The 20,177-nt window shown below is 58.8% G+C and carries 17 protein-coding genes; 5 read left to right on the forward strand and 12 right to left on the reverse strand.

The features are described 5' to 3' along the window. Positions 1 to 33: 33 nt before the first annotated feature. The 3 genes from G5134_RS13185 to G5134_RS13195 all read right to left on the reverse strand — a co-directional run bounded on the left by G5134_RS13185 (position 34) and on the right by G5134_RS13195 (position 2,531). Positions 34 to 684, reverse strand: a complete 651-nt coding sequence (locus G5134_RS13185) for a TetR/AcrR family transcriptional regulator (RefSeq protein ID WP_065017611.1) — start codon at positions 682 to 684, stop codon at positions 34 to 36. A gap of 1 nt (position 685) precedes the next feature. After that, on the reverse strand, positions 686 to 1,870 hold the full coding sequence (locus G5134_RS13190; protein ID WP_065017612.1) for a patatin-like phospholipase family protein: 1,185 nt from the start codon (positions 1,868 to 1,870) through the stop codon (positions 686 to 688). Positions 1,871 to 1,952: 82 nt separating this feature from the next. Beyond that, positions 1,953 to 2,531 carry a phasin family protein gene (locus tag G5134_RS13195; protein ID WP_065017613.1) on the reverse strand — a complete coding sequence of 193 codons (579 nt, stop codon included), beginning with the start codon at positions 2,529 to 2,531 and terminating at the stop codon, positions 1,953 to 1,955. A 248-nt stretch (positions 2,532 to 2,779) separates the two neighbouring features. Between G5134_RS13195 and G5134_RS13200 the strand changes: the two genes are divergently transcribed. Further along, entirely contained in the window at positions 2,780 to 4,750 is a 1,971-nt protein-coding gene (locus G5134_RS13200; RefSeq protein ID WP_065017614.1) for an SDR family oxidoreductase, read from the forward strand. Positions 4,751 to 4,820: 70 nt separating this feature from the next. On the opposite strand, the gene G5134_RS13205 is transcribed toward G5134_RS13200, so the two are convergent. Continuing rightward, on the reverse strand, positions 4,821 to 5,696 hold the full coding sequence (locus G5134_RS13205; RefSeq protein WP_065017615.1) for an esterase/lipase family protein: 876 nt from the start codon (positions 5,694 to 5,696) through the stop codon (positions 4,821 to 4,823). 168 nt (positions 5,697 to 5,864) lie between these two features. On the opposite strand from G5134_RS13205, the gene G5134_RS13210 reads away from it, so the two are divergent. The 4 genes from G5134_RS13210 to fabA all read left to right on the forward strand — a co-directional run bounded on the left by G5134_RS13210 (position 5,865) and on the right by fabA (position 10,584). Beyond that, positions 5,865 to 6,179 carry a YebG family protein gene (locus tag G5134_RS13210; protein ID WP_024941798.1) on the forward strand — a complete coding sequence of 105 codons (315 nt, stop codon included), beginning with the start codon at positions 5,865 to 5,867 and terminating at the stop codon, positions 6,177 to 6,179. Between the two features lie 298 nt (positions 6,180 to 6,477). Further along, positions 6,478 to 7,755 (forward strand): tyrosine-type recombinase/integrase, encoded by a 1,278-nt coding sequence (locus G5134_RS13215; protein ID WP_065017616.1) that lies wholly within the window; start codon positions 6,478 to 6,480, stop codon positions 7,753 to 7,755. Between the two features lie 210 nt (positions 7,756 to 7,965). After that, positions 7,966 to 9,945 carry a Lon protease family protein gene (locus G5134_RS13220; RefSeq protein ID WP_065017621.1) on the forward strand — a complete coding sequence of 660 codons (1,980 nt, stop codon included), beginning with the start codon at positions 7,966 to 7,968 and terminating at the stop codon, positions 9,943 to 9,945. Between the two features lie 78 nt (positions 9,946 to 10,023). Next, entirely contained in the window at positions 10,024 to 10,584 is a 561-nt protein-coding gene (fabA, locus tag G5134_RS13225) for a 3-hydroxyacyl-[acyl-carrier-protein] dehydratase FabA (protein WP_065017622.1), read from the forward strand. A gap of 88 nt (positions 10,585 to 10,672) precedes the next feature. On the opposite strand, the gene rmf is transcribed toward fabA, so the two are convergent. The 8 genes from rmf to pyrD all read right to left on the reverse strand — a co-directional run bounded on the left by rmf (position 10,673) and on the right by pyrD (position 20,162). Next, on the reverse strand, positions 10,673 to 10,852 hold the full coding sequence (gene rmf, locus G5134_RS13230) for a ribosome modulation factor (protein WP_005315693.1): 180 nt from the start codon (positions 10,850 to 10,852) through the stop codon (positions 10,673 to 10,675). A 160-nt stretch (positions 10,853 to 11,012) separates the two neighbouring features. Then, the gene (locus G5134_RS13235) at positions 11,013 to 12,650 is read right to left on the reverse strand and encodes a DUF3466 family protein (RefSeq protein ID WP_017780101.1); all 1,638 of its coding nucleotides are present in this window, start codon (positions 12,648 to 12,650) and stop codon (positions 11,013 to 11,015) included. An 8-nt stretch (positions 12,651 to 12,658) separates the two neighbouring features. Beyond that, positions 12,659 to 14,581 carry an ABC transporter ATP-binding protein gene (locus G5134_RS13240; protein WP_065017623.1) on the reverse strand — a complete coding sequence of 641 codons (1,923 nt, stop codon included), beginning with the start codon at positions 14,579 to 14,581 and terminating at the stop codon, positions 12,659 to 12,661. Between the two features lie 74 nt (positions 14,582 to 14,655). Beyond that, the gene (locus G5134_RS13245) at positions 14,656 to 14,886 is read right to left on the reverse strand and encodes a glutaredoxin family protein (protein ID WP_011706136.1); all 231 of its coding nucleotides are present in this window, start codon (positions 14,884 to 14,886) and stop codon (positions 14,656 to 14,658) included. After that, positions 14,886 to 17,054 (reverse strand): bifunctional 23S rRNA (guanine(2069)-N(7))-methyltransferase RlmK/23S rRNA (guanine(2445)-N(2))-methyltransferase RlmL, encoded by a 2,169-nt coding sequence (gene rlmKL, locus G5134_RS13250; protein WP_065017624.1) that lies wholly within the window; start codon positions 17,052 to 17,054, stop codon positions 14,886 to 14,888. Before rlmKL ends, G5134_RS13245 begins: the two co-directional genes overlap by 1 nt. Positions 17,055 to 17,753: 699 nt before the next feature. After that, entirely contained in the window at positions 17,754 to 18,257 is a 504-nt protein-coding gene (locus tag G5134_RS13255; RefSeq protein WP_065017625.1) for a hypothetical protein, read from the reverse strand. Positions 18,258 to 18,527: 270 nt separating this feature from the next. Next, positions 18,528 to 19,064, reverse strand: a complete 537-nt coding sequence (locus G5134_RS13260) for a cell division protein ZapC (protein WP_065017626.1) — start codon at positions 19,062 to 19,064, stop codon at positions 18,528 to 18,530. 87 nt (positions 19,065 to 19,151) lie between these two features. Further along, positions 19,152 to 20,162 (reverse strand): quinone-dependent dihydroorotate dehydrogenase, encoded by a 1,011-nt coding sequence (gene pyrD, locus G5134_RS13265; protein ID WP_065017627.1) that lies wholly within the window; start codon positions 20,160 to 20,162, stop codon positions 19,152 to 19,154. Positions 20,163 to 20,177: the final 15 nt, after the last annotated feature.

The following is a 20,177-nucleotide window of genomic DNA, read 5'->3' on the forward strand; positions in this document are numbered from 1 at the left end:
CTGTTAAAAACACAATCAAAAAACACGGTTCGGTCAACCCGCCACGGTGGCGGGACGATAATGGCTGGCGATGGCATCGAGCGCTGCGCGGGCATCGGCTCGCAGCCTGGGGGCCACCAGCTCCATCACCTGAACAACGCCGAGGGCGATGTCGGCATCGGCGCGTGGATGCAGCGCCCGCTGATAGGAGATCCAGAAGGTCCCCACCAGTGCGATGTTGGCAGCCAGCGCCGTCACCTGCGCTTCGTCACCTTCTAGCAGACCGCTGCGCCAGAGGTGGTGGCAGATGGCGGCGGCGGTCAGCTCCTTGCGCCGCAGCAGGGCCGAAAAGCGCAGCTCCACCTTGTGGTTGCCGTTCATCAGGGTGCTGATGTCGTAATAGAAAAAGCGGTACTTCCAGATGAGTTCGAACATCAGGTGCAAGAAGAACCAGATGTCCTCCGCCTCGTTCAACGGCGGGGTAATGGTGTCGAGCAGGTGGGCCATCTCCTGTTCGAACTCGCCGAACAGGGCGTTGACTATCTCCTCCTTGTTGTGAAAGTGGTAATAGAGGTTGCCCGGGCTCATCTCCAGCTCGGCCGCGATGGCGGTGGTGGTGACGGTCGGCTCGCCCAGCAGGTTGAACTGGGCGAGGGCGGTGGCCAGGATGCGATCCCTGGTACGCCGCTTGGGTTTGCGATCCATGCTACTCCTTCGGTTGACGCCGGCCCTTGTCGCCATAGCGACGGGTCAGCCAGTGCTGCAACTGGGTCAGTGAGGCATCCAGCGCCGCCACCGCGCCGATGCCCGGGGTCAGCAGGGAGCGCTGCTCATCGGCCAGCGCGTCAAGATCCAGCTCCAGCCCGTGTCTGGCGAGGATGGGACCAAGCTCGGCCCGCCGCTGCCACAGATCCCGGCGGGTATGCTGGAAGGCGTGCTCGCACAGATGGCGCCGGTCCCGATAACTGAACACATTGGTGAAGAACATCTCGCCATCGGCCGGGGAGGGCTCGAACAGTAGGGCATCCGCCTCTGGGTACTGGTGTTTGTAGCGATCCATCCCCACGTGCATGCGCGAGTGGATGATGGCGCGAAACGTCTGGGCCAGCACCACCGGCAGACCGCTATCCACCAGCTTGGCGGGGCGCTCGCTGGCCAGGCCCGCATCAAAGGGCACCAGCGGATTGATGCAGAACACCAGATCGGCCCCCTCCTGCAGCGCCACCGAGGCGTGCAGCGTCTTGATGAGCGCGCCGTCCACGTAGTAGCGACCATCGATGAGGGAGGGCGGGAACAGACCGGGCAAGGCGGCGGAGGCCTGCACCGCGGCGGAGATGGGCACCTGGTCGAGCCCTGGGCTGCCGAAGGCCACCGCCCGACCGGTGTCGAGTTCGGTGGCGATGACGAACAGCCGGCTGGTCAGCTCGCGAAAATCGTTGCTGCGACCGGGGCGCGAGAAGAACTGGGTCAGGATCCGATCCACCCCGCGGCTGTCGAACATGCCGGTGGGGATCGCCTTGGACAGCCCCTGCAGTGAGCCGAGCAGGCTCTTGTTCCAGGGAGAGGAGAGGTAGTCGGCCAGACACGCCAGCGCCAGCGGCGGCAGCGAGGTGAGCCGCTCAACATACTCCCCGAAGGCGGGGCGCAGCAGGGTAGAGGGGTCGAAGAACTCGCCACTGTCGTCGCTCAGCAGGATCCGCACCAGCTTGTCGGGGGAGATGCCGTTGGCCAGCGCCGAGGCGATCACCGCCCCCGAACTCACCCCCACATAGATGTCAGCCTGCTCGAAACGCACTCCCTTGATGCTGTCGGCCAGGGCGGCGCAGGCACCGATCTCGTAGATCCCCCCCAGAGGTCCCCCCCCGGCGAGGGCAACCGCAATCGTGCTCATGATTTGCCTCCCTTATCACGCAAAACCGGCCCAGCAGAGGGCATGGGCCGGTGGATCATCAGTCAGAACAAGCCGGTCAGGATCAGAAGAGTGCGGTTTCGCCCTTCTCCTTGATCTCATTGGCCACGTTCTCTACTTCCGTTGCCAGCTCCTTGACCTCTTCCTTCACTTTGGCGACGGGGGCGGGGGCGGCTTTCTTGACCGGCGGCTTCTTGGCAACAACCGGCTTCTTGGCCGCTGCCGCAGCAGGCTTGGCCTCGTCAGCCGGGGCAGTGTCGTCCTGGGCATCGATCAGCTGCTGCACCACTTCGGTCAGCTCGGCCATCCGCTTGGAGAGCTTGTCGATGTCCTTGCGGGTCGGGATGCCGAGGCTGGCGACGGCGCGGGCCACGCGATCCTCAAATACCTGCTCCAGACGGCCCCAGGTACCGGCGGTCTTGTCGGTCATGGCCGCGATCTTTTCATCGGCGCTCTGACGGGTACGGGTTTGCAGGGCTTCCCCTTCCTGAACCAGGGCTTCAAAGATCTTGCCGCCTTCCTCTTGCGCCTTGGCATAGGCACCCAGGCCAGCCAGCCAGATCTGCTGGGTGGACTCTTTGATGGTGGAAGTGAGGTGGTTGTCGGTCACCGAACTTGCCAGTGCTTTCAATTTTTTGGCCATGACAGTCTCCTTACTCGTGATATAGATGATGGTAATGACAACAACCTTGGTATATTCGTTGTGGCATTACTTAACTTTCATCCTCAGTCTAGGGAGAAAAAATAGAGGGTTCTACCTAATAACGAAACAGGCAACCCTGGTAATTTTGGACTGGGTCACGAAGAATGATATTCGAATGAATATTTTCAGTAAAATCGTGATATATCTAACAGCAACTAACAGCCCAATCAGTAAGGGATATAAATACCATGGATTATTTCATCACAGGTGGCAGCGGCTTCATCGGCCGCCGGCTGATTAAAAAATTGCTGCAGCGTCCAAATAGTCGGGTGCATTTCCTGATGCGGGCAGCCCATCTCGAGCGGGTACCCGACCTGCTGGCCTACTGGGGCGTTGGTGAGGATCGCGCCATTGCCGTGGTGGGCGACATGACCCACCCGCTGCTCGGCGTGGGCAACGGAGAACTGGACCCCCTCATCGGCAAGGTCGATCATTTTCTGCATCTCGCCGCCATCTATGATCTCAACGCCAAGGCGGGCATTCAGCAGCAGGTCAATGCCGAGGGCACCCGTCAGGCCCTGCAACTGGCAGAGCGGCTCAAGGTGCGCTGCTTCCATCATTGCAGCTCCATCGCGGTGGCCGGCCTGTTTGACGGCCTGTTTCGGGAAGACATGTTCGATGAGGCCGAACACCTCGACATGCCCTATTTCCAGACCAAGCACGAGGCCGAAGGGATAGTGCGCAAGGAGAGCACCATCCCCTGGCGCATCTACCGGCCCGGCATCGTGGTCGGCGACGCCAATACCGGCGAGATGGACAAGGTGGACGGCCCCTATTACTTCTTCAAGACCATCCAGAAGCTGCGCCGCATGCTGCCGCCCTGGATGCCCGCCATCGGGGTCGAGGGGGGACGCATCAACCTGGTACCGGTCAACTTCGTGGTGGATGCCATCGATCACATCGCCCACCTGGAGGGGGAAGACAACAAGGCGTTCCACCTGACCGACTCTCACCCCATGCGGGTCGGCGACATGCTGAGCACCTTCTCCCGGGCGGCCCATGCCCCCGAACCGGCCATTCGCATCAATGCAGCCCTGTTCAGCTTCATTCCCCGCCATCTGATGACCATGCTGATGGCGCTGACCCCGGTGCGGCGCATTCGCGATGCGGCCATCGCCGATCTCGGCCTGCCCAAGGACATCTTCCGGCTCATCAACTATCCGACCCGTTTTGACAACCGCGAGGCCCAGCGGGTGCTGAAGGGGACCGGCATCGAAGTGCCGCCGCTGCACAGCTACGCCTGGCGCCTGTGGGATTACTGGGAGCGTCACCTCGACCCGGATCTGTTCATCGATCGCACCCTGCGCGGCCGGGTCGAGGGCAAGGTGGTGCTGATCACCGGTGCTACTTCCGGCATCGGCAAGGCCACCGCGAAGAAACTGGCAGAGGCGGGGGCCAGGGTGCTGACCATCGCCCGGGACGAGCACAAGATTGCCGAAACCCAGGCCGAGTTTGCCGAGCTGGGCTTGACCCTGCAGGTCTATCAGGGTGATCTCGCCGACCTGGCGCAGGGGGAGGCGATCACCCGGCAGATAGTGGCCGAGCATGGCGGCGTAGACATTCTGGTCAACAACGCCGGTCGCTCCATCCGCCGCGCCATCGAAGACTCCTTCGATCGTTTCCACGATCTGGAGCGCACCATGCAGCTCAACTACTTCGGCACCCTCAAGGTGATCATGGGGGTGCTGCCCACCATGATCGAGAAGAAGAAGGGCCACATCATCAACATCTCCTCCATCGGGGTGCTGACCAATGCGCCGCGCTTCTCCGCCTACGTCGCCTCCAAGTCGGCGCTGGATGCCTGGGTGCGTACCGCGGCCTCCGAGTTTGCCGACAAGGGGGTCAACTTCTCCATCATCAACATGCCGCTGGTTAAAACTCCCATGGTGGCCCCCACCAAGGTGTATGAACAGGTGCCCATGATGACCCCGGAAGAGGCCGCCGATCTGGTGTGCGACACCATCATCAACAAGCATGTGCGACTGGCTACCCGGCTCGGGGTGTTTGGCCAGGTGATCCATGCCCTGGCGCCGCGGGTGGCCCAGGTGATCATGAACACCAGCTTCCGCACCTTCTCCGACCCCAAGGAGGGCAACGAGTCCAAGGCGTCGGCGGATCAGATGGCAGTCTCCACCCTGATCAAGGGGATCCACTTCTAGTGGTGACCACAACGAGTTGATGTAGCAAAAACGGAAAGGGCCTGAACAATCAGGCCCTTTTCATTTGCGGTTACGGGCGGGAGAGCAGAGTCAGCAGCAGGGCCGTGGTGCGACGGGAGTAGAGCAAGGAGAGGTGGCCAAGGGCGGCAAGCTCCACGTCCTCCATGCCATCGAGACGCTGGCGGGACTGGGGCAGCACGAAGTTGTCGTGACTGGTGCGCACCGAGACACCGGGTACGCAGAGCGGCACGGCGGCAAAGCGCTGCAACCAGCCGGAGCCTGGCTCCATCTCGCGGGCATTGTCGCCGAGTCCCAGGGTGGCGAGCTGGCTGCCCTGATGAGGGGTGGCCAGGGTGATGAGCTGCGCCACCTTGTCACCACCCGCCACCGCCAGATAGTCGCGGCACACCAGTCCGCCCATGCTGTGACCGATCAACACCAGTTGCGATGCGCCGGTGGCGACCAACACCTCGTCGATACGCCTGGCCAACAGCGGCACCATGTCGTCGAGATGGCCAAAGGGAGGAGTCAGGGTGACGGTTGCCACCGTGTGACCGGCGGCCTCCAGCCGTGCCCGCTGCACCCGCCAGATGCCGCGACTGCAGCCATAACCGTGGATCAGCAGCAGGGGCAGGGGAGAGGGGGGCAACTTGTCAGGCGGCATTAACCAGCGCTCGAACGGCAGCAGCCAGGTGAAGGTCAGCAGGTAGGCGGCTATCTCCCGCCCCACCATGGGCAGCCAGGCTCGCCAGCCGATGGCTGGCACCGGGTAGAAGCGGGAAAAGCCCCAGGTCAGCAATACCACCAAGGTGCGCAGCCCCAGCAGGGCTACCACCACAAACAAGATGGAGGGTGCCCAAGAGAGGTCGATGGCAAGGTGGGCGATGCTCCCAAGGAGCGTCACCTCAACCAGCAGCAGGATCAGTAATTGCTTTGTTATCGTCATGACTCAATCATCCGACCAGTTTGGCGTGGAAGTCAAATGACCCTTTCATCAATGTACGGCCAACCCGCTCTCGGTCAGTCTCGGCTCAAACCTACCTGCCTGTGGCTATTTGCAATACTGTATATCCATACATATACTTGTATTCACCATCAGAAGGAGGACGCCACTATGGCCGTTGAGATCAAATATGTTGTGGTTCGTGGGGGAGTGGAGAAGATGACCTTTACCAGCAAGAAAGAGGCTGACGCCTATGACAAGCTGCTGGACACTGCCGATGAGTTGATGACGTTGCTGGCCGCGGCTCCCATTGCACTCGCGCCGGAACAGCAGGAGAGCCTGGCCTTCTATCTGGCCGAACAGCGGGACGCACTGCAGAGCGTATTGCGTGGTGGAAAGGGGCAGGGGAGCAACAAGACAGAGAGCCAGGAAACCCAGAGTGAAGCAACCGACCCCAAAGGCAAGTCACTCAAGCGGGTTGCGTAGCAAGGCGTCTGGATAACAGGGTGAGGAAGGACAGGGAAAAGGGGCGAGCCATCACGGCCAAACACTTTCTTATTCAAAAAGATAGAATTAACAGTCAACTTTCAGACTATTTACCCCGAGAATTTTCTGACAAGAGTGCATATTCATTGAATGGGATAAGAATGTGTTCGCAGTGATTCCACGTGGTGACTGCATCCATGTTTCCTGACAATGTTCCCACCACCGATGATGCCGATAACCCCATTTATCGGCATTACCCTTGAGCAGGCCGCAAGCCAGAACCATTTCAAGCAAGACCATGACCACAACCATACTTCCACCCGCCATGCCGCTGTTCGATGGCTTAGCATACCTGGAGGCGGGCAACCCCCAGGTCAATCAGTACCTGGCCAACCTCAGCCTCACCGACGTACCCGATGCCGGGATCGTCTACGAACTCGCCGTCGACTGGCTGCTGGAGCAGCGCAACAACGAGAACAACTACAAGACCTATCGCAGTGAGCTGACCACGTTCTTGCACTGGTGCTTTGGCGAGATGCGCATCAGCCCAAAGGATCTGACCCGGCGCATCATGATGCGCTACCTCGATTATTGCCAGTCACCGCCAGCGGCCCTGATTGCCTATCGCAATGTGGCGCAGTTCGTGCTCGACAAGGAGTGGGGAGAGCGTCTGCCCAATCCCCAGTGGCGACCCTTTCTTGGCAAACGGGAGCTGGGCCGCGAACTGCCGTACCGACTCAGTGAGCAAGCCATGAAGACCAAGCTCGCCATTCTGTCGGCCTTTTTCCAGTTTTTGATCCAGGAAGAGTACATGGACCGCAACCCAGCGCTTCTGCTGCAACGGGTGAAGCGCACCGTACAGCAGGAGCCGGATGATCAGGGCCAGGCCTTCAGCGAGCTGCAGTGGTCCTATGTGATGCAGGCGGCCGATCGGCTGGCCACCGAGTCACCGGAGCAGCATGAGCGCAGCCGCTTTCTGATCAGCCTGATGTATGCCTGCTACCTGCGCATCTCCGAGGTGGCGGCAAGGCCGGGTTTTACCCCCGTCATGGGGCAGTTTCGCCGCGACGGGAAAACCGGCGTCTGGGGCTATTACATTCCCCGCAGCAAGGGTGGCAAGCGCCGCACCGTGGCGGTCTCCCATGCCTTGCTGGAGGCCCTCAAACGCTACCGGACGTTTCTCGGTCTCTCGCCACTGCCGGTACCCGATGAACAGACGCCACTGTTTGTGCGCCACAAGGCCGCAGCCCACGGCCGTGAACAAGGTGAGCTCAATGCCAACCTCGGCATCCGTCAGCTGCGCGAGCTGGTGATGGCCGTCATTCAGGCGGCCGCTACGCTGGCAGAACAGGATGGCTTTGCCCAGGATGGCGCCGAGATGCGCAACCTGACACCGCACTCCATTCGTCATACTGGTATCACTCACGACATCAATCTCAACGGCCGGCCCTTGTCCCATGTGCAAGCCGATGCCGGCCACGACAGCATCGATACCACCTCCAAATACCTGCACACCGACAACAGCGAACGTCACGAGAGTGCCAATCACAAGCCACTGGATCGGCTACATGATTAAGTTCAAAAGTGAGAGATAACAGAAAGAAAAAGATTCGTTCATGGCAAACCAATCCAGTGCAGTTGAACCAATCCAGGACACTAAATTGCTCCATATTCACAACCGCGCATAATGTATATTATGTTAAATGAAATATCTTGTTTCCTGTTACCACTTATTGAACTGTGTATAATGGCAACAATTGATCCTATCTCCGACCGGATGTCTTAAGTGGCTGAATTAACATCAGAACAATTAAAACCTGCTTTTGCGATTGAACAGTTTCCTGCCCTCAGCGAGCTCGAACCCATTCCGTTTGCCGCGCTGCAACCCAGGGCCATCTCCGGCATCAAGCGTCTCGCCAGTTTTGATGGCGACTGCCCGGTCATGCTGCTCAACGGTTTTCCCGGGGTCGACTATGAAGATGTCTGCCAGACGCTGATCGCCGCCTCCAATGGCAAGGATGGCGACCTGTTCGATCTCTGCTACACGGAAAACCTGAACAATCCGTTCAAACCCATCTGGCTGCGCCTGCAACCCGGTACCGGCATCGAGTTTTGTGAAATGGTCGGTGAACTGCTCAAGTTGATGAGCCATCATCTGGATGCCGAGCGTCTGGTCACCCGCATCATGCGCAAGCAGAACAACGATCCCAAGATCGATGATTTCCTCTCCGATCTGGCCGCCCATGTGGCACAGGGGCTCGAATTTCAGCACCCGGTCCTCATCAACCTGCTGATCCACCATGAGGAACAGGAAGCCCCCGTGGTGTATGGCCGCGACCTCAACTGGGACACCCTGTTCGGCTCCATCAACTACCAGACCGAGCAAGGTTCCGTCTATGCCAACCAGCACCTGCTGGAACCTGGCCTGCTGCGTCAGGCCAACGGTGGCTACCTGATCCTGCAGCTGGATGAGCTGCTGGATCAGCCCCATCTCTGGTTCAAGCTCAAGAACGCGATACAAAAAGGCGAGCTGGACTGGAACGCCTATCAGGAAGGCAAGACCCTCACCCCCTTCTTTACGCCGGAAGCCACCCCCATCAAGCTCAAGCTGATCCTGGTCGGTGACCGGCTCGATGTGGCCGAGTTCCAGATGCTGGACAGAGACATGTCGGAGCGCATCTTCCTGCGCGCGGACTTGGTCTCCGAGGTGAACATCGAAGAGGAGCTGCCTGACTATCTGCAATATCTGGCCTGGCTGCGCGAGCGCTGGAACCTGCTGGACTTCACGCCGGCCGCCCTCGCCGCCCTCTGCCGCCATGCCAGCCGGCTCTGTGATCATCAGGAGTGGCTCTCGCTCTCCGAGGTGCAGCTCTCAGCCATCATGCGCATGGCCGACAGCCTGGCACGTGAGCTGGAAGCGGACGTCGTCACCGACGAGCACATCCGCGGAGCACTGGAAGAGCAGGATTATCGGCTCAACTACCTGGTCGAGCAGTCCGATCAGGGGGTCATCGACGGCCAGATCCTGCTGCAGACCGATGGTGAGGAAGTGGGTCAGATCAACGGTCTCTCCGTCATTCAGGTCTCAGGGCACCCCTATGATTTCGGCGAGCCGGTGCGCCTCACCGCCACCGTGCATCTGGGGGATGGTGACGTGGCGGACATCGAACGCAAGGCGGAGCTGGCAGGTCATATCCACGCCAAGGCGATGATGATCATTCACGGTTATCTCTCCAACAAATTTGGTGCCGAAAACCCCTCCCCGCTGTCGGCCAACCTGGTGTTCGAGCAGTCCTACCATGAGATCGATGGTGACAGCGCGTCTCTGACCGGTCTGTGTGCCCTGCTCTCCGCCCTCGCCCGCCAGCCTATCTACCAGCACTTTGCGGTTACCGGCGCGGTCGACCAGTTTGGCAACGTACAGGCCGTCGGCGGCGTCAACGAGAAGATCGAGGGCTTCTTCCGGGTGTGCAAGATCCACGGCCTCACCGGCAAACAGGGGATCCTGCTGCCCGGTACCAACGCCCAGCAGCTCAACCTCTCTGATGAAGTGATCGCGGCAGTAGAGGCCGGCCAGTTCCATATCCACCCGGTGGATCATGTGGAAGAGGCCATCGAGCTGCTGACTGGTTGTGTTGCAGGTGAGCCGGACATGCCGGATACCCTGTTTGGCCGCATCCAGCAGCGCCTGGATGAGCTCAACGGCACCGAGGCCGTCAAGGGGGGCGTGCTGCGCCGCCTGTTTGGCAGGCTGTTCGGGGTATAAACGAAGTGATCGGAGTTGTTTAGCGAACATCTGTACGCTAAATTGGCCCGGCTTTGACCCATTTTAAGGATAACCAGCGTGACCGTAGACAATTCCACCATTGATGCCCGCCTTTCCCTGTGTGAACAAGGCAAAGACTCGTTTACCTGTGAAGAGCTGCTCGCCTGCAGCCGTGGCGAGCTGTTTGGTGAGGGCAACAGCCAGCTGCCCGCCCCCAACATGTTGATGATGGATCGCATCGTCAAGATCAATGACCATGGTGGTGAGCACGGTAAAGGTGAGATCCTGGCAGAACTCGACATCACGCCGGATCTCTGGTTCTTCGATTGCCACTTCCCGGGTGATCCCGTCATGCCTGGCTGTCTCGGTCTGGATGCCATGTGGCAGCTGGTTGGTTTCTTCCTCGGCTGGAAAGGCGGCCCCGGCAAGGGTCGTGCGCTGGGGGTTGGCGAGGTGAAATTCACCGGTCAGATCCTGCCGACTGCCAAGAAAGTGACCTACAAGATCACCTTCAAGCGCGTCATCAATCGCAAGTTGGTGATGGGAATTGCCGATGGCGTGGTCGAGGTGGATGGTCGCCCCATCTACAGCGCCACCGACCTGAAAGTGGGCCTGTTCAAGGACACCACCGCATTCTGATGAGCTGACTGACCACCTGGTCAGACCGCACAACGTAAAGGGGCCGCCATGGCCCCTTTCCTTTTTGCAATGTGTGATGAAGTACCGACTACTTCATGAAGAGGCCTGAGCCCCGCCCTTCCATGGCATCACGCCAACCACCAAGCCAGTGCCCACGTGCATCCAGGCATTGATACGGACACGCTTCTTTCTGTTTGCCGACCACGCCAGCCTGATAACCACGAGCACGAGCTCTTTCCAGACGGTCCCGTTTTTGTCTCTTCATCATCTACGACCCTCTTCCGTGGAACAAAAAAAGCGACCAATTTTTCATCGGTCGCTTTCATCTTTACCCCAGGGGGTTGGCAGGGTCAAACAAAAAATTTCATGCTATCCGGTCATTGTGACACAAGACACTGAACCGCATTAATTTTTAGTGACACAACTTTTTAGCGCTGGAAACGGCGCAGCCAGGCGAATGGCAGGGCCAGCAGAGTCAACCAGAACAGGCTGCCACCACCGCTGCCGCCATCCTGACCGGTCTGGTTGTTGACCGGTGCGTTGGCGACCACATAACCGGCCGGATCGTTGTTCTTGTAGTCGGTCACGACCGGTGCCAGCTTGACGCTGACCACTGTAGCGTTGGTGCGGTTGTTCAGATCGCTTTCGCTGTTGTAGCGATAGGCGGTCGCGGCCACAGTCCCATTCTCGCTGATGCCGCTGGCATAGGCGATGTGGTAGTAGTAACCGTTTTGGGCACACTGTTTGGCACCCGCATCATCCAGACCGCAGATGAGATCGTTCAGGTACCAGTTGTTGCCGGTCGCCGCGTTGAGCAGGAAGCCTTCCTGCATGCGGTTGGTGCCGTTGACCACGGGTTGGGTCTGATGGCGGGAGTCACGCCAGCCAACCACCATGTTGTGGTTGTTGATGGCGGCCGCTTCCGAGCCGGAGCCGCTGAGCGGCTTGTCCTGCAGGGAGACCACGGCGTTGGTGGTCGGCGTGTTCAGGTTGAACACGAACATCTCCACCGGGCGGTTCTGGCCCTTGTTGATACGATAGAGCTGGTTGCCGACCACATAACCGTTGTCGTTGACCCCCACGGCCCAGCTGTGTTGCAGCTTGGCGTCATCCTTGCCGGGCTCGCCTTCTGCCAGCGGGATGATCTGGGTGGTCCCTACCTTGCTGCCATCCAGATCCAGTGTCCAGTAGGCGGCCAGGTTGCGGCCATCCAGGTAGTTGGTGCCGATCTCGCCGGTGGAGGAGTACCCTACCCCATACAGTGTGCCGTTGAATTTGCCCACGCCGAGCGCGGAAGCAGTCTGCACCACTTCGTTGCGGCCCCGGGCATACTCGTTGGCCTGCAGCAACTTGTTGAAGGTACCGGTACTGTTGACCAGCCAGAAGCTCGCCTGGGTGTTGAGGCCCGGGCAGTAGCGGTAGTCGCCGTACTGGCCGTCGTTGCCGGCAAAGCACCAGTTGTAGGTTTCGGAGTTGACGGCGATGTTTTTGCCGGTGGCAGCGGTACCGGTCACCAGATACTGGCCGTTGTCCAGCTTCTTGATGCTGGTCGGCACGCTCAGGCTGTGAGTGCCGGCGCCATCCTTCAGCTCGACGGGGTTGCCCTCCTCGACCACGGCAAAGGCGGTACGCACCTTGCCATTCATCTTGTAGCCCGCCCGGGTGCCGGGTACGTCACCCAGCGCGGTCACCAGACCGTCGGTCTCGCCCAGCTGCACGTAACCTACGTTGTTGCGCTGGTCGACACCATCGAGGAAGTCACGACGCCACTGGTAGGCGAAGTTGCTGTTGTCGTTCCAGAAGGAGTTGCAGACCGAGTTGGAGAGCATGCAGCCCTGCTCGAAGCGGAAGCGGTCAACCAGGAAGTCGGCGAAGCGCACGGTCGAGAAGTGCTCGGCCATGTTGTTCTTGGTGTTGATCCCGATGAGCCCGTTACCGTCGCCGCTGATCCCGCTGGCGTAACCCTTGTCGGACGCATCGACAATGGTGAAAAAGGGACTTTGTGCCGCCTGGGCATTCAGGCTGGCGCTGACCAGAATGGCCAGCATGGATAATTGCTTTTTCATCTACTTCCTTAGTCCTGATGTTTCAACGCTTCCAACTCCTCCCAGCGGGAGAAGGCTTGTTCCAATGCCGCCTCTGCGGCATTCAGGGCATCCAGTTTGGTCTGGGTTTGTTCCGCAGGCAGGGAGAAGAAACCGGGGTGGTTGATCTCCGTCTGCAGGGCATCCAGCTCCGCCTCCAGCTGTTCCAGCCGGGCTGGCAGATTATCCAGCTCCAGCTGCAACTTGTAAGAGAGTTTCTTCTGTTTTGCCGCGACCGGCGCCTGCGTCACGACAGGCTCTGGCGCCTTGCTCTGGGGCTGCTTCGCCACCTGCTGTGCGGCCAGCTGAGACTGCTGCTGGGCACGGGTGGTCATCATGTCGGCATAGCCCCCCACATAATCACTGATCCGCCCATCCCCTTCAAACAACCAGCAACCGGTCACGGTATTGTCGATGAAACGACGATCGTGGCTTACCAGCAGCAGGGTACCGGGATAGTCCGCCAGCAGCTCCTCCAGCAGTTCCAGCGTTTCGACATCCAGGTCGTTGGTTGGTTCATCGAGGATCAGTAAATTACTGGGCTTCAAGAACAATTTGGCCAACAGTAAACGGTTTTTTTCGCCCCCTGACAAGGCTTTCACCGGGGTGCGTGCCCGTTTTGGCTCAAACAGGAAGTCCTGCAGGTAGCCGAGGATGTGACGGGAGCGGCCGCGCACCATCACCTCCTGCTTGCCCTCGCCGACGTTGTCCACCACCGTCTTCTCGGGGTCGAGCTGTTCGCGGTACTGATCGAAATAGGCCACTTCCAGGTTGGTACCCTGACGCACCGAGCCGCGGCTAGCCTCGAGCTGGCCGAGCAGCAGCTTGATCAGGGTCGACTTGCCACAGCCGTTGGGGCCGACCAGCGCAATCTTGTCGCCACGCAACACCTGCAGATCCAGCCCCTGAAACAGGGTGCGATCGCCAAAGTCGAGACCCAAGCCTTCACTTTCAAATACCAGCTTGCCGGAGCGGCCCGCCTCGTCCAGCTGCAGCTTGGCCTTGCCCTGCAGCTCACGGCGCTGGGTCCGCTCCATCCGCATCGCCTTGAGGGCGCGCACTCGCCCCTCATTACGGGTACGACGGGCCTTGATCCCCTGGCGTACCCACACCTCTTCCTGGGCAAGCTTGCGATCGAATTCGGCGTTCTTGAGCTCCTCGACTCGCAACCACTCCTCTTTCCCCTGCAGGTACTCGTCGTAGTTGCCGGGCCAGGAGGTGATCACGCCGCGGTCCAGATCGATGATCCGGGTCGCCAGCTTGTGGATGAATTCCCGGTCGTGGGAGATGAAGACGATGGCGCCGCGAAAATCCTTGAGGAACTCTTCCAGCCAGTTGATGGCATCGATGTCCAGGTGGTTGGTCGGCTCGTCCAGCAGCAACAGATCCGGATCGCAAGCCAGCGCGCGGGCCAGTGCCACCTTGCGCAGCCAGCCGCCGGAGAGGCTCTCGAGGGTCACGTCGGGATCCAGACCCAGCAGGGTCAGCACCTGGTTGATGCGAGTCTCGAACTGCCAGCCATTCTGGTAGTCAAGCTGCTCCTGCAGCTGGCTCATCTTGCGGATGTTGGCATCGGAAGCATCGTGTGCCAGTTCCATGGAGATATGGTGATACTGCTTGAGCAGCTCCCCTACCCCGGCCAGCCCTTCGGCGGCGTAGTCAAACACGGTGAGTTCGCTCGACGCGGGGGGATCCTGCTCGAGACGGGTCACTTTCAAATCTTGTTGCAGCACCAGACGGCCGTCATCGAGCGGCAGTTCGCCGGCGATAACCTTCATCAGGGTGGACTTGCCCGCCCCGTTGCGCCCCACCAGGCAGAGGCGCTCGCCCCGCTCGATGGTGAGCTCGGCCTGATCGAGCAGCGGAAAATCACTGAACGACAACGACGCGCCGTGCAATGTCAAAAGAGCCATTCTTGTTCCTTATTGCTAATGAAAAAACGGGTGGCAGACTGGATCTCCCCCCGTTTCATCGTCAAATCGCCCGCTCACCCCTGCCTGGCAAGCCACGCTTGCAGTTCAGCCAAGGTGAAGGGCCAACCCAGTTCACGCCCCGCTTCATCCCGCAGTACCGGAATGCGGACCCGATAGGTTGCCAGCCACTGCGCATCATCCATGATGTCGCACTGGCGAGTGTCGGCCGCAAGACCGGCCTGCTCCACCAGCGCCCACGCCTGTTCGCACAGGTGGCAGCCGTCAGTGTGAAACAGGGTCAGCATCAGCCCTGGGCCTCCGCATGGGTGATGATCCAGCAGTTGTGGATATGCTGATTGCGCTCGAAATCCTTGGGCCGGGTCTTGCCGGTGATGTTCTGGGCCTTGAGACCGATCGCCTCGAGACCGGCCAGATCCATCTTGAAGTGGCGCTTGTTGTTGGAGAACACCAGGGTGCCACCCGCGGCCAGCAGCCGCTTCAGGTGCTGCATCAGCAGCAGGTGATCGCGCTGCACGTCGAAGCTCTCGTCCATCCGCTTGGAGTTGGAGAAGGTGGGCGGATCGATGAAGATGAGGTCGTACTGATCGTCCGCCTCGGAGAGCCACTTCAGGCAGTCCGCCTGCACGAACTTGTGTTCGCGGCCCACCAGCGAGTTGAGGCGCATGTTGTCCTGTGCCCAGTTCAGGTAGGTACGCGACATGTCCACCGTGGTGGTTTCGCTGGCACCGCCCAGACCCGCGTGCACGGTGGCACTGCCGGTGTAGGCAAAGAGATTCAGGAAGCGCTTGCCACGGGCCATCTCGCCCAGCATGCGGCGGGTCTGACGGTGGTCGAGGAACAGGCCGGTGTCGAGATAGTCGTAGAGGTTGACCCACAGACGGGCACCGTACTCCTGCACCTCCATCCGGTGCTGCTCTTCGGAGAGTTTCTGGTACTGTTGTTTGCCTTCCTGACGCTCGCGCACTTTCAGGATCACCTTCTCGCCGTCCATGCCGGTCACCTTGATGGCGGCCTGTACCATGTCGAGCAGGCGCTGACGGGTCTTCTGGGCGGGGATATCCTTGGGCGCCGCGTACTCCTGCACCACCAGGTAGTCCTGATAGCGGTCGATGGCGGCGTTGTACTCCGGCAGATCGGCGTCGTAGAGACGATAGCAGTCGAGGTTCTCTTTCTTCGCCCACTTCTCGAGGGCCTTCAGATTCTTGCGCAGACGGTTGGCAAAGTCCTGTGCCACCTCTTTTTGCGAGGCCACGGAGTCCAGCGCGATCTGGTAGTTGCGCAGCTGACACTCGAGCGCCCCGTTGAACAGGCGATATTGCTTGTCGGCGCGCAGGCGCAGACAGCTCAAAAGCTCGGGGGAGGCAGAAAGGATCGAGACCTTCCAGCCCTGGAAGCTGCGACGCAGGGCATCGCCAAGGGCCTGGTGCACTTCCAGCAGCGCCGGGAACTCGCCGAGACGCTCGCCATAGGGCGGGTTGGAAATGAGCATGCCGACCTGACGGGTCTCCCCTTCCGCCGCCATGGGCAGCGGGTTTTCCAGGGCGGTCGCATCGGCCTGTTTGAAGGTGATGAGATGAGCCACGCCGGCGGCTTTGGCGTTGTCACGGGCTTTGAGCAGCACGCGGGAGTCGGCATCACAACCGAACAGCTTCACCTCGCAGCGCTGCATGCCGCGTTTGGCGCGCACTTGCGCCTCCATCATCAGGCTTTGCCACAGTTCGCTGTCATGCTGCAGCCAGCGATCGAAACCGAAGCGCTCGCGGCGCAGGGCCGGCGCCATGTCGGCGGCGATAAAGGCCGCTTCAATCAGCAGGGTACCGGAACCGCACATGGGGTCCATCATGGGCTCGCCGGCCCAGCCGCTACGGGCAATCATGGCCGCGGCCAGGTTCTCTTTGAGCGGAGCCTCACCGGTGCCCTGACGATAGAAGCGCTGGTGCAGCGCGGGGCCTGACAAGTCCAGCGTGATATTGGCCTTGCCCTTGCCCAGATGGGCCATGATGCGAATGTCCGGGGATTTCTTGTCCACGTCCGGGCGCACATGACCACGCTTGGTGAAGCGATCGACGATGGCGTCCTTGATCTTGAGCGCGCCATACTGGGTGTTGCGAATGGAGGCATTGGTACCGGTGAAATCCACCGCTATGGTGGCGGTGCCGGAGAAGTGCTCTTCCCAGGGAATGGTATGGGCGCCCAGATAGAGGTCCAGATCGTCGTTCATCTGGAACTCGGAGAGCACCAGCACGATGCGGGAGGCAAAACGGCTCCACAGACAGGCCTTGTAACCGATGGCCAGCTCGCCGCAGAAATGGACGCCGGCCACGGTCTCGCGGACCTGCTCTGCACCCAGATTGGTCAGCTCGACGGCCAACAGGTTTTCCAGCCCTTTGGGGCAGGTTGCAAAAAATTCTTTCATCACGCTCACGGGGAAGCCATAAAAATAGTGCCGCATTATACCTTAAGCGGCGATCCGGAGCAGCAAAAGCTTGGGCATGTCGGCATAAAGAGCGCGCAGTCGACCCAGAGGCAGTGGTTACGCAGGTGCGAGATGAAGGCCGGTAATGGTGACATTGATGGCAAGCGAGTGACCTCGTAACGACAGCACACGCAACGCCAATGCGAGTGATGGCACAAAAAGCAGAATCGGCTATTTTGCGAGCAAGTCTTGATCCGTTATCCGGATATATATTCCCCCTTGCCCTCTTCTAAATTGCCACATCTGACAGGAGTCAAACAAAACTCAAGTCGTTATTATTCTTCACGACAGAGCAAGTCCTTTCTGTAAACCCCGTGCTTTGCCCTCCCGTTATCGTCCGTAAACGGGAGGGCTATTTTTTACATCCCCTCCCCGTTTATGCCGACATTGCCCCACCTGTCATATCTATCAGGTTTCAAGAGAAACTACAGGTTTTAGAATAGTCCCGTGTTGTTGATACAACAGCTTATTCCTCCTGTAGTGTGTGTTTGTCGCCCTCGCCTCGAATTGACGTGAGGGCATTTTTATTGGTCTTTATTCACTGGCGCCAGAATGAAAAAGTAACTTCCTGTATTTGACGCTATTGACCGCGACAAGCGGGTATCCAGATGACAAACAAGATAACGTAAAATGAAAAGACCCGCTTGATGCGGGTCTGTCATCGGTCTGGTTGCCTTAAATTGCCCAGCGCAAACCAAATGAAGTCACTGCAGCATGTTTTCTGCCGGGGACGTGGTCCATCTTGGGAGCGTATCCTATTTCCAATGCCAGATTCTTGTAACCCAGGCTGACAACGGGCAGCACGGCGAAGCCATTCATGCCAGAGCCATCAAGATAGCCGGCCTGTAACCCGAGACCAGCAAAGAAGCTCCCGGTCAAATACCACTCCTTGCGGTACATAAAGCCGGCAAATGCTGCCAATTTTTCATAAGAGTCTTCATAAGCCCCACCACGCAATGAGAGCTTGCCGGTGTCCTGATCCCCCAAGAATACCCAGTCAACGCCCAAACCAGGGTTGATATTGTTGAAGTCACAAGTCTTCCCGTGCGGCCCTTTGGCCTTCTCACACCCGCTGTGTATTGATGCTCCATAGATGAGAACTGACAGATCTTCTGCCGCCGAGGTAGTCAAGGGGAGAAGGAATAGACTGCTGGCCAATAGATACTTGTTTATTTTCATGAGTCATTTCCTTGATCATGCTACTTACACGTATCAACCAGATACACGCACATTATTACACTCGCATTTTGAGATTACGTAGTTTATGGAAAAGCCTCAAGTGGCACAGTTCACATTTCCACCAGCCACAACGGTCAACGATTAAATTAAATATCGTTCGGCTTTGTGAACGTTCAGACCAGGTTCAGAATGGAGATGAAAGTGATGACAACTGGCAATCTATTGTCAGTTGCCCTCTTCAGAGGGCAGGTAACGTTATGCGGGAATATATCAACCGACTTGGCGATATTGCGCCTGAGCCGCGGGTCTTGGGCTCATGCGATTGTTCATCACCTTGATGACGCCAAACCGGGGCAGTGTCTTGCTGGTAGTCAATATCAGATCGTCGGTCAGGCTCAAACAGACGCTGGCCTGATCGCCGGCTTCAATCACCAGAAACTCCCCCTTGCCATGAGGCGTCCCCATGCACACCAGTGCACCGGTTTCCGGAGTGATAACCGGATGGGTTTCGCCAAAGAACCAGCTTTGTGGCATCAAGGGTTTGTAAAAGCGGCTGACGGCGATGGCATTGAGGACCAGCTGCACCTGATGGGGCACGCTCCACTCCAGTTCTGCCACCCTGTCCATCAGCTGATAATAGAGCGCGGCATCATCCACACAAAACGGCTGGGTGGTGAAGGAGCTAGGCACCAATTGCCGCCCTTTATATTCGGTGGCAAATATCATGCGATCGGATAAATCCAGCATCAGACGATCGTCATGAGCATCATAATGCCACTGCCAATTGTCATTGGGTTGGATACACATGGAGGTGCCCTTACTGGAAGTCGTTACTCGACTTTATTCCATGTCGAGAATTTCAGCAACTTTAAATAAAGGGCACCGATTTATTTCTTATATATGGGTCACGATCTCTTTGACCAGATCCGGGCCTTTATAAATAAAACCGCTATAAATCTGGACCAGACTGGCACCCGCCGCCAGCTTCTCGCGGGCCGCCATGGCGCTGTCGATGCCGCCGACCCCGATAATGGGCAGCACACCATCCAGCGCCTTGGCCAGCTGGCGGATCACCTCGGTGCTCTTGTGCTGCAGAGGGCGACCGCTGAGCCCCCCCGCTTCACCGGCATGAGGCATGTCATAAATCATGTCGCGCTCGAGGGTGGTATTGGTGGCAATCACGCCATCGATGCCATTTTTTATCAAGGATGCGGCGACTTGATTAATTTCATCCGGGGTCAAATCTGGCGCAATTTTAACGGCCAGCGGCACGTACTTCTTATATTGTGCGGCCAGCTCCTGCTGACGAACCTTGAGGGCGGCCAACAGTTCATCCAGTGCCTCGCCATATTGCAGCGAACGCAGCCCAGGGGTATTGGGGGAAGAGATATTGACGGCAATATAACCGGCGTGGTCATACACCTTGTCCATGCAGATCAGATAATCATCCTTGCCCTGCTCGATGGGGGTGTCCTTGTTCTTGCCGATATTGATGCCGATCACCCCCTGATATTTGGCCTGCTTGACCTGAGCGACCAGGTGATCGACCCCTTTGTTGTTGAAGCCCATCCGGTTGATGATCCCCTCGGCCGGAATGACCCGGAACAGACGGGGTTTGTCATTGCCGCTCTGGGGTCTGGGGGTGACAGTACCGACCTCGATAAAACCGAACCCCATGGCCCCGAAGGCATCGATACACTCACCGTCCTTGTCGAGCCCGGCCGCCAGACCCACCGGATTGGCAAAAGAAAGCCCCATGACGGTGACGGGGCGTTTGGGCAGAGAATGGCGGAAGAAACAATCGAGCGGTGTACCGAGAAGGCGGGGCAAATATTTGATGGAGAGATCGTGCGCCTGTTCCGGATTGAGCTTGAACAGGAAATGCCTGGCGAGAGGGTACAGCATGTTTGCTCCTTAAAA

Source organism: Aeromonas sp. 600276 (assembly GCF_049175815.1).
Classification (GTDB): Bacteria; Pseudomonadota; Gammaproteobacteria; order Enterobacterales; family Aeromonadaceae; genus Aeromonas; species Aeromonas dhakensis.

Bases quoted from the DNA above. Each gene is read 5' to 3' on its own strand.
- G5134_RS13195 (WP_065017613.1), bottom strand. From the start codon at position 2,531: ATGGCCAAAAAATTGAAAGCACTGGCAAGTTCGGTGACCGACAACCAC.
- G5134_RS13255 (WP_065017625.1), bottom strand. From the start codon at position 18,257: ATGAAAATAAACAAGTATCTATTGGCCAGCAGTCTATTCCTTCTCCCC.
- G5134_RS13240 (WP_065017623.1), bottom strand. From the start codon at position 14,581: ATGGCTCTTTTGACATTGCACGGCGCGTCGTTGTCGTTCAGTGATTTT.
- G5134_RS13210 (WP_024941798.1), top strand. From the start codon at position 5,865: ATGGCCGTTGAGATCAAATATGTTGTGGTTCGTGGGGGAGTGGAGAAG.
- G5134_RS13205 (WP_065017615.1), bottom strand. From the start codon at position 5,696: ATGACGATAACAAAGCAATTACTGATCCTGCTGCTGGTTGAGGTGACG.
- G5134_RS13215 (WP_065017616.1), top strand. From the start codon at position 6,478: ATGACCACAACCATACTTCCACCCGCCATGCCGCTGTTCGATGGCTTA.
- G5134_RS13260 (WP_065017626.1), bottom strand. From the start codon at position 19,064: ATGTGTATCCAACCCAATGACAATTGGCAGTGGCATTATGATGCTCAT.
- G5134_RS13190 (WP_065017612.1), bottom strand. From the start codon at position 1,870: ATGAGCACGATTGCGGTTGCCCTCGCCGGGGGGGGACCTCTGGGGGGG.
- rlmKL (WP_065017624.1), bottom strand. From the start codon at position 17,054: ATGCGGCACTATTTTTATGGCTTCCCCGTGAGCGTGATGAAAGAATTT.
- G5134_RS13235 (WP_017780101.1), bottom strand. From the start codon at position 12,650: ATGAAAAAGCAATTATCCATGCTGGCCATTCTGGTCAGCGCCAGCCTG.
- G5134_RS13185 (WP_065017611.1), bottom strand. From the start codon at position 684: ATGGATCGCAAACCCAAGCGGCGTACCAGGGATCGCATCCTGGCCACC.
- G5134_RS13200 (WP_065017614.1), top strand. From the start codon at position 2,780: ATGGATTATTTCATCACAGGTGGCAGCGGCTTCATCGGCCGCCGGCTG.
- G5134_RS13245 (WP_011706136.1), bottom strand. From the start codon at position 14,886: ATGCTGACCCTGTTTCACACTGACGGCTGCCACCTGTGCGAACAGGCG.
- rmf (WP_005315693.1), bottom strand. From the start codon at position 10,852: ATGATGAAGAGACAAAAACGGGACCGTCTGGAAAGAGCTCGTGCTCGT.
- pyrD (WP_065017627.1), bottom strand. From the start codon at position 20,162: ATGCTGTACCCTCTCGCCAGGCATTTCCTGTTCAAGCTCAATCCGGAA.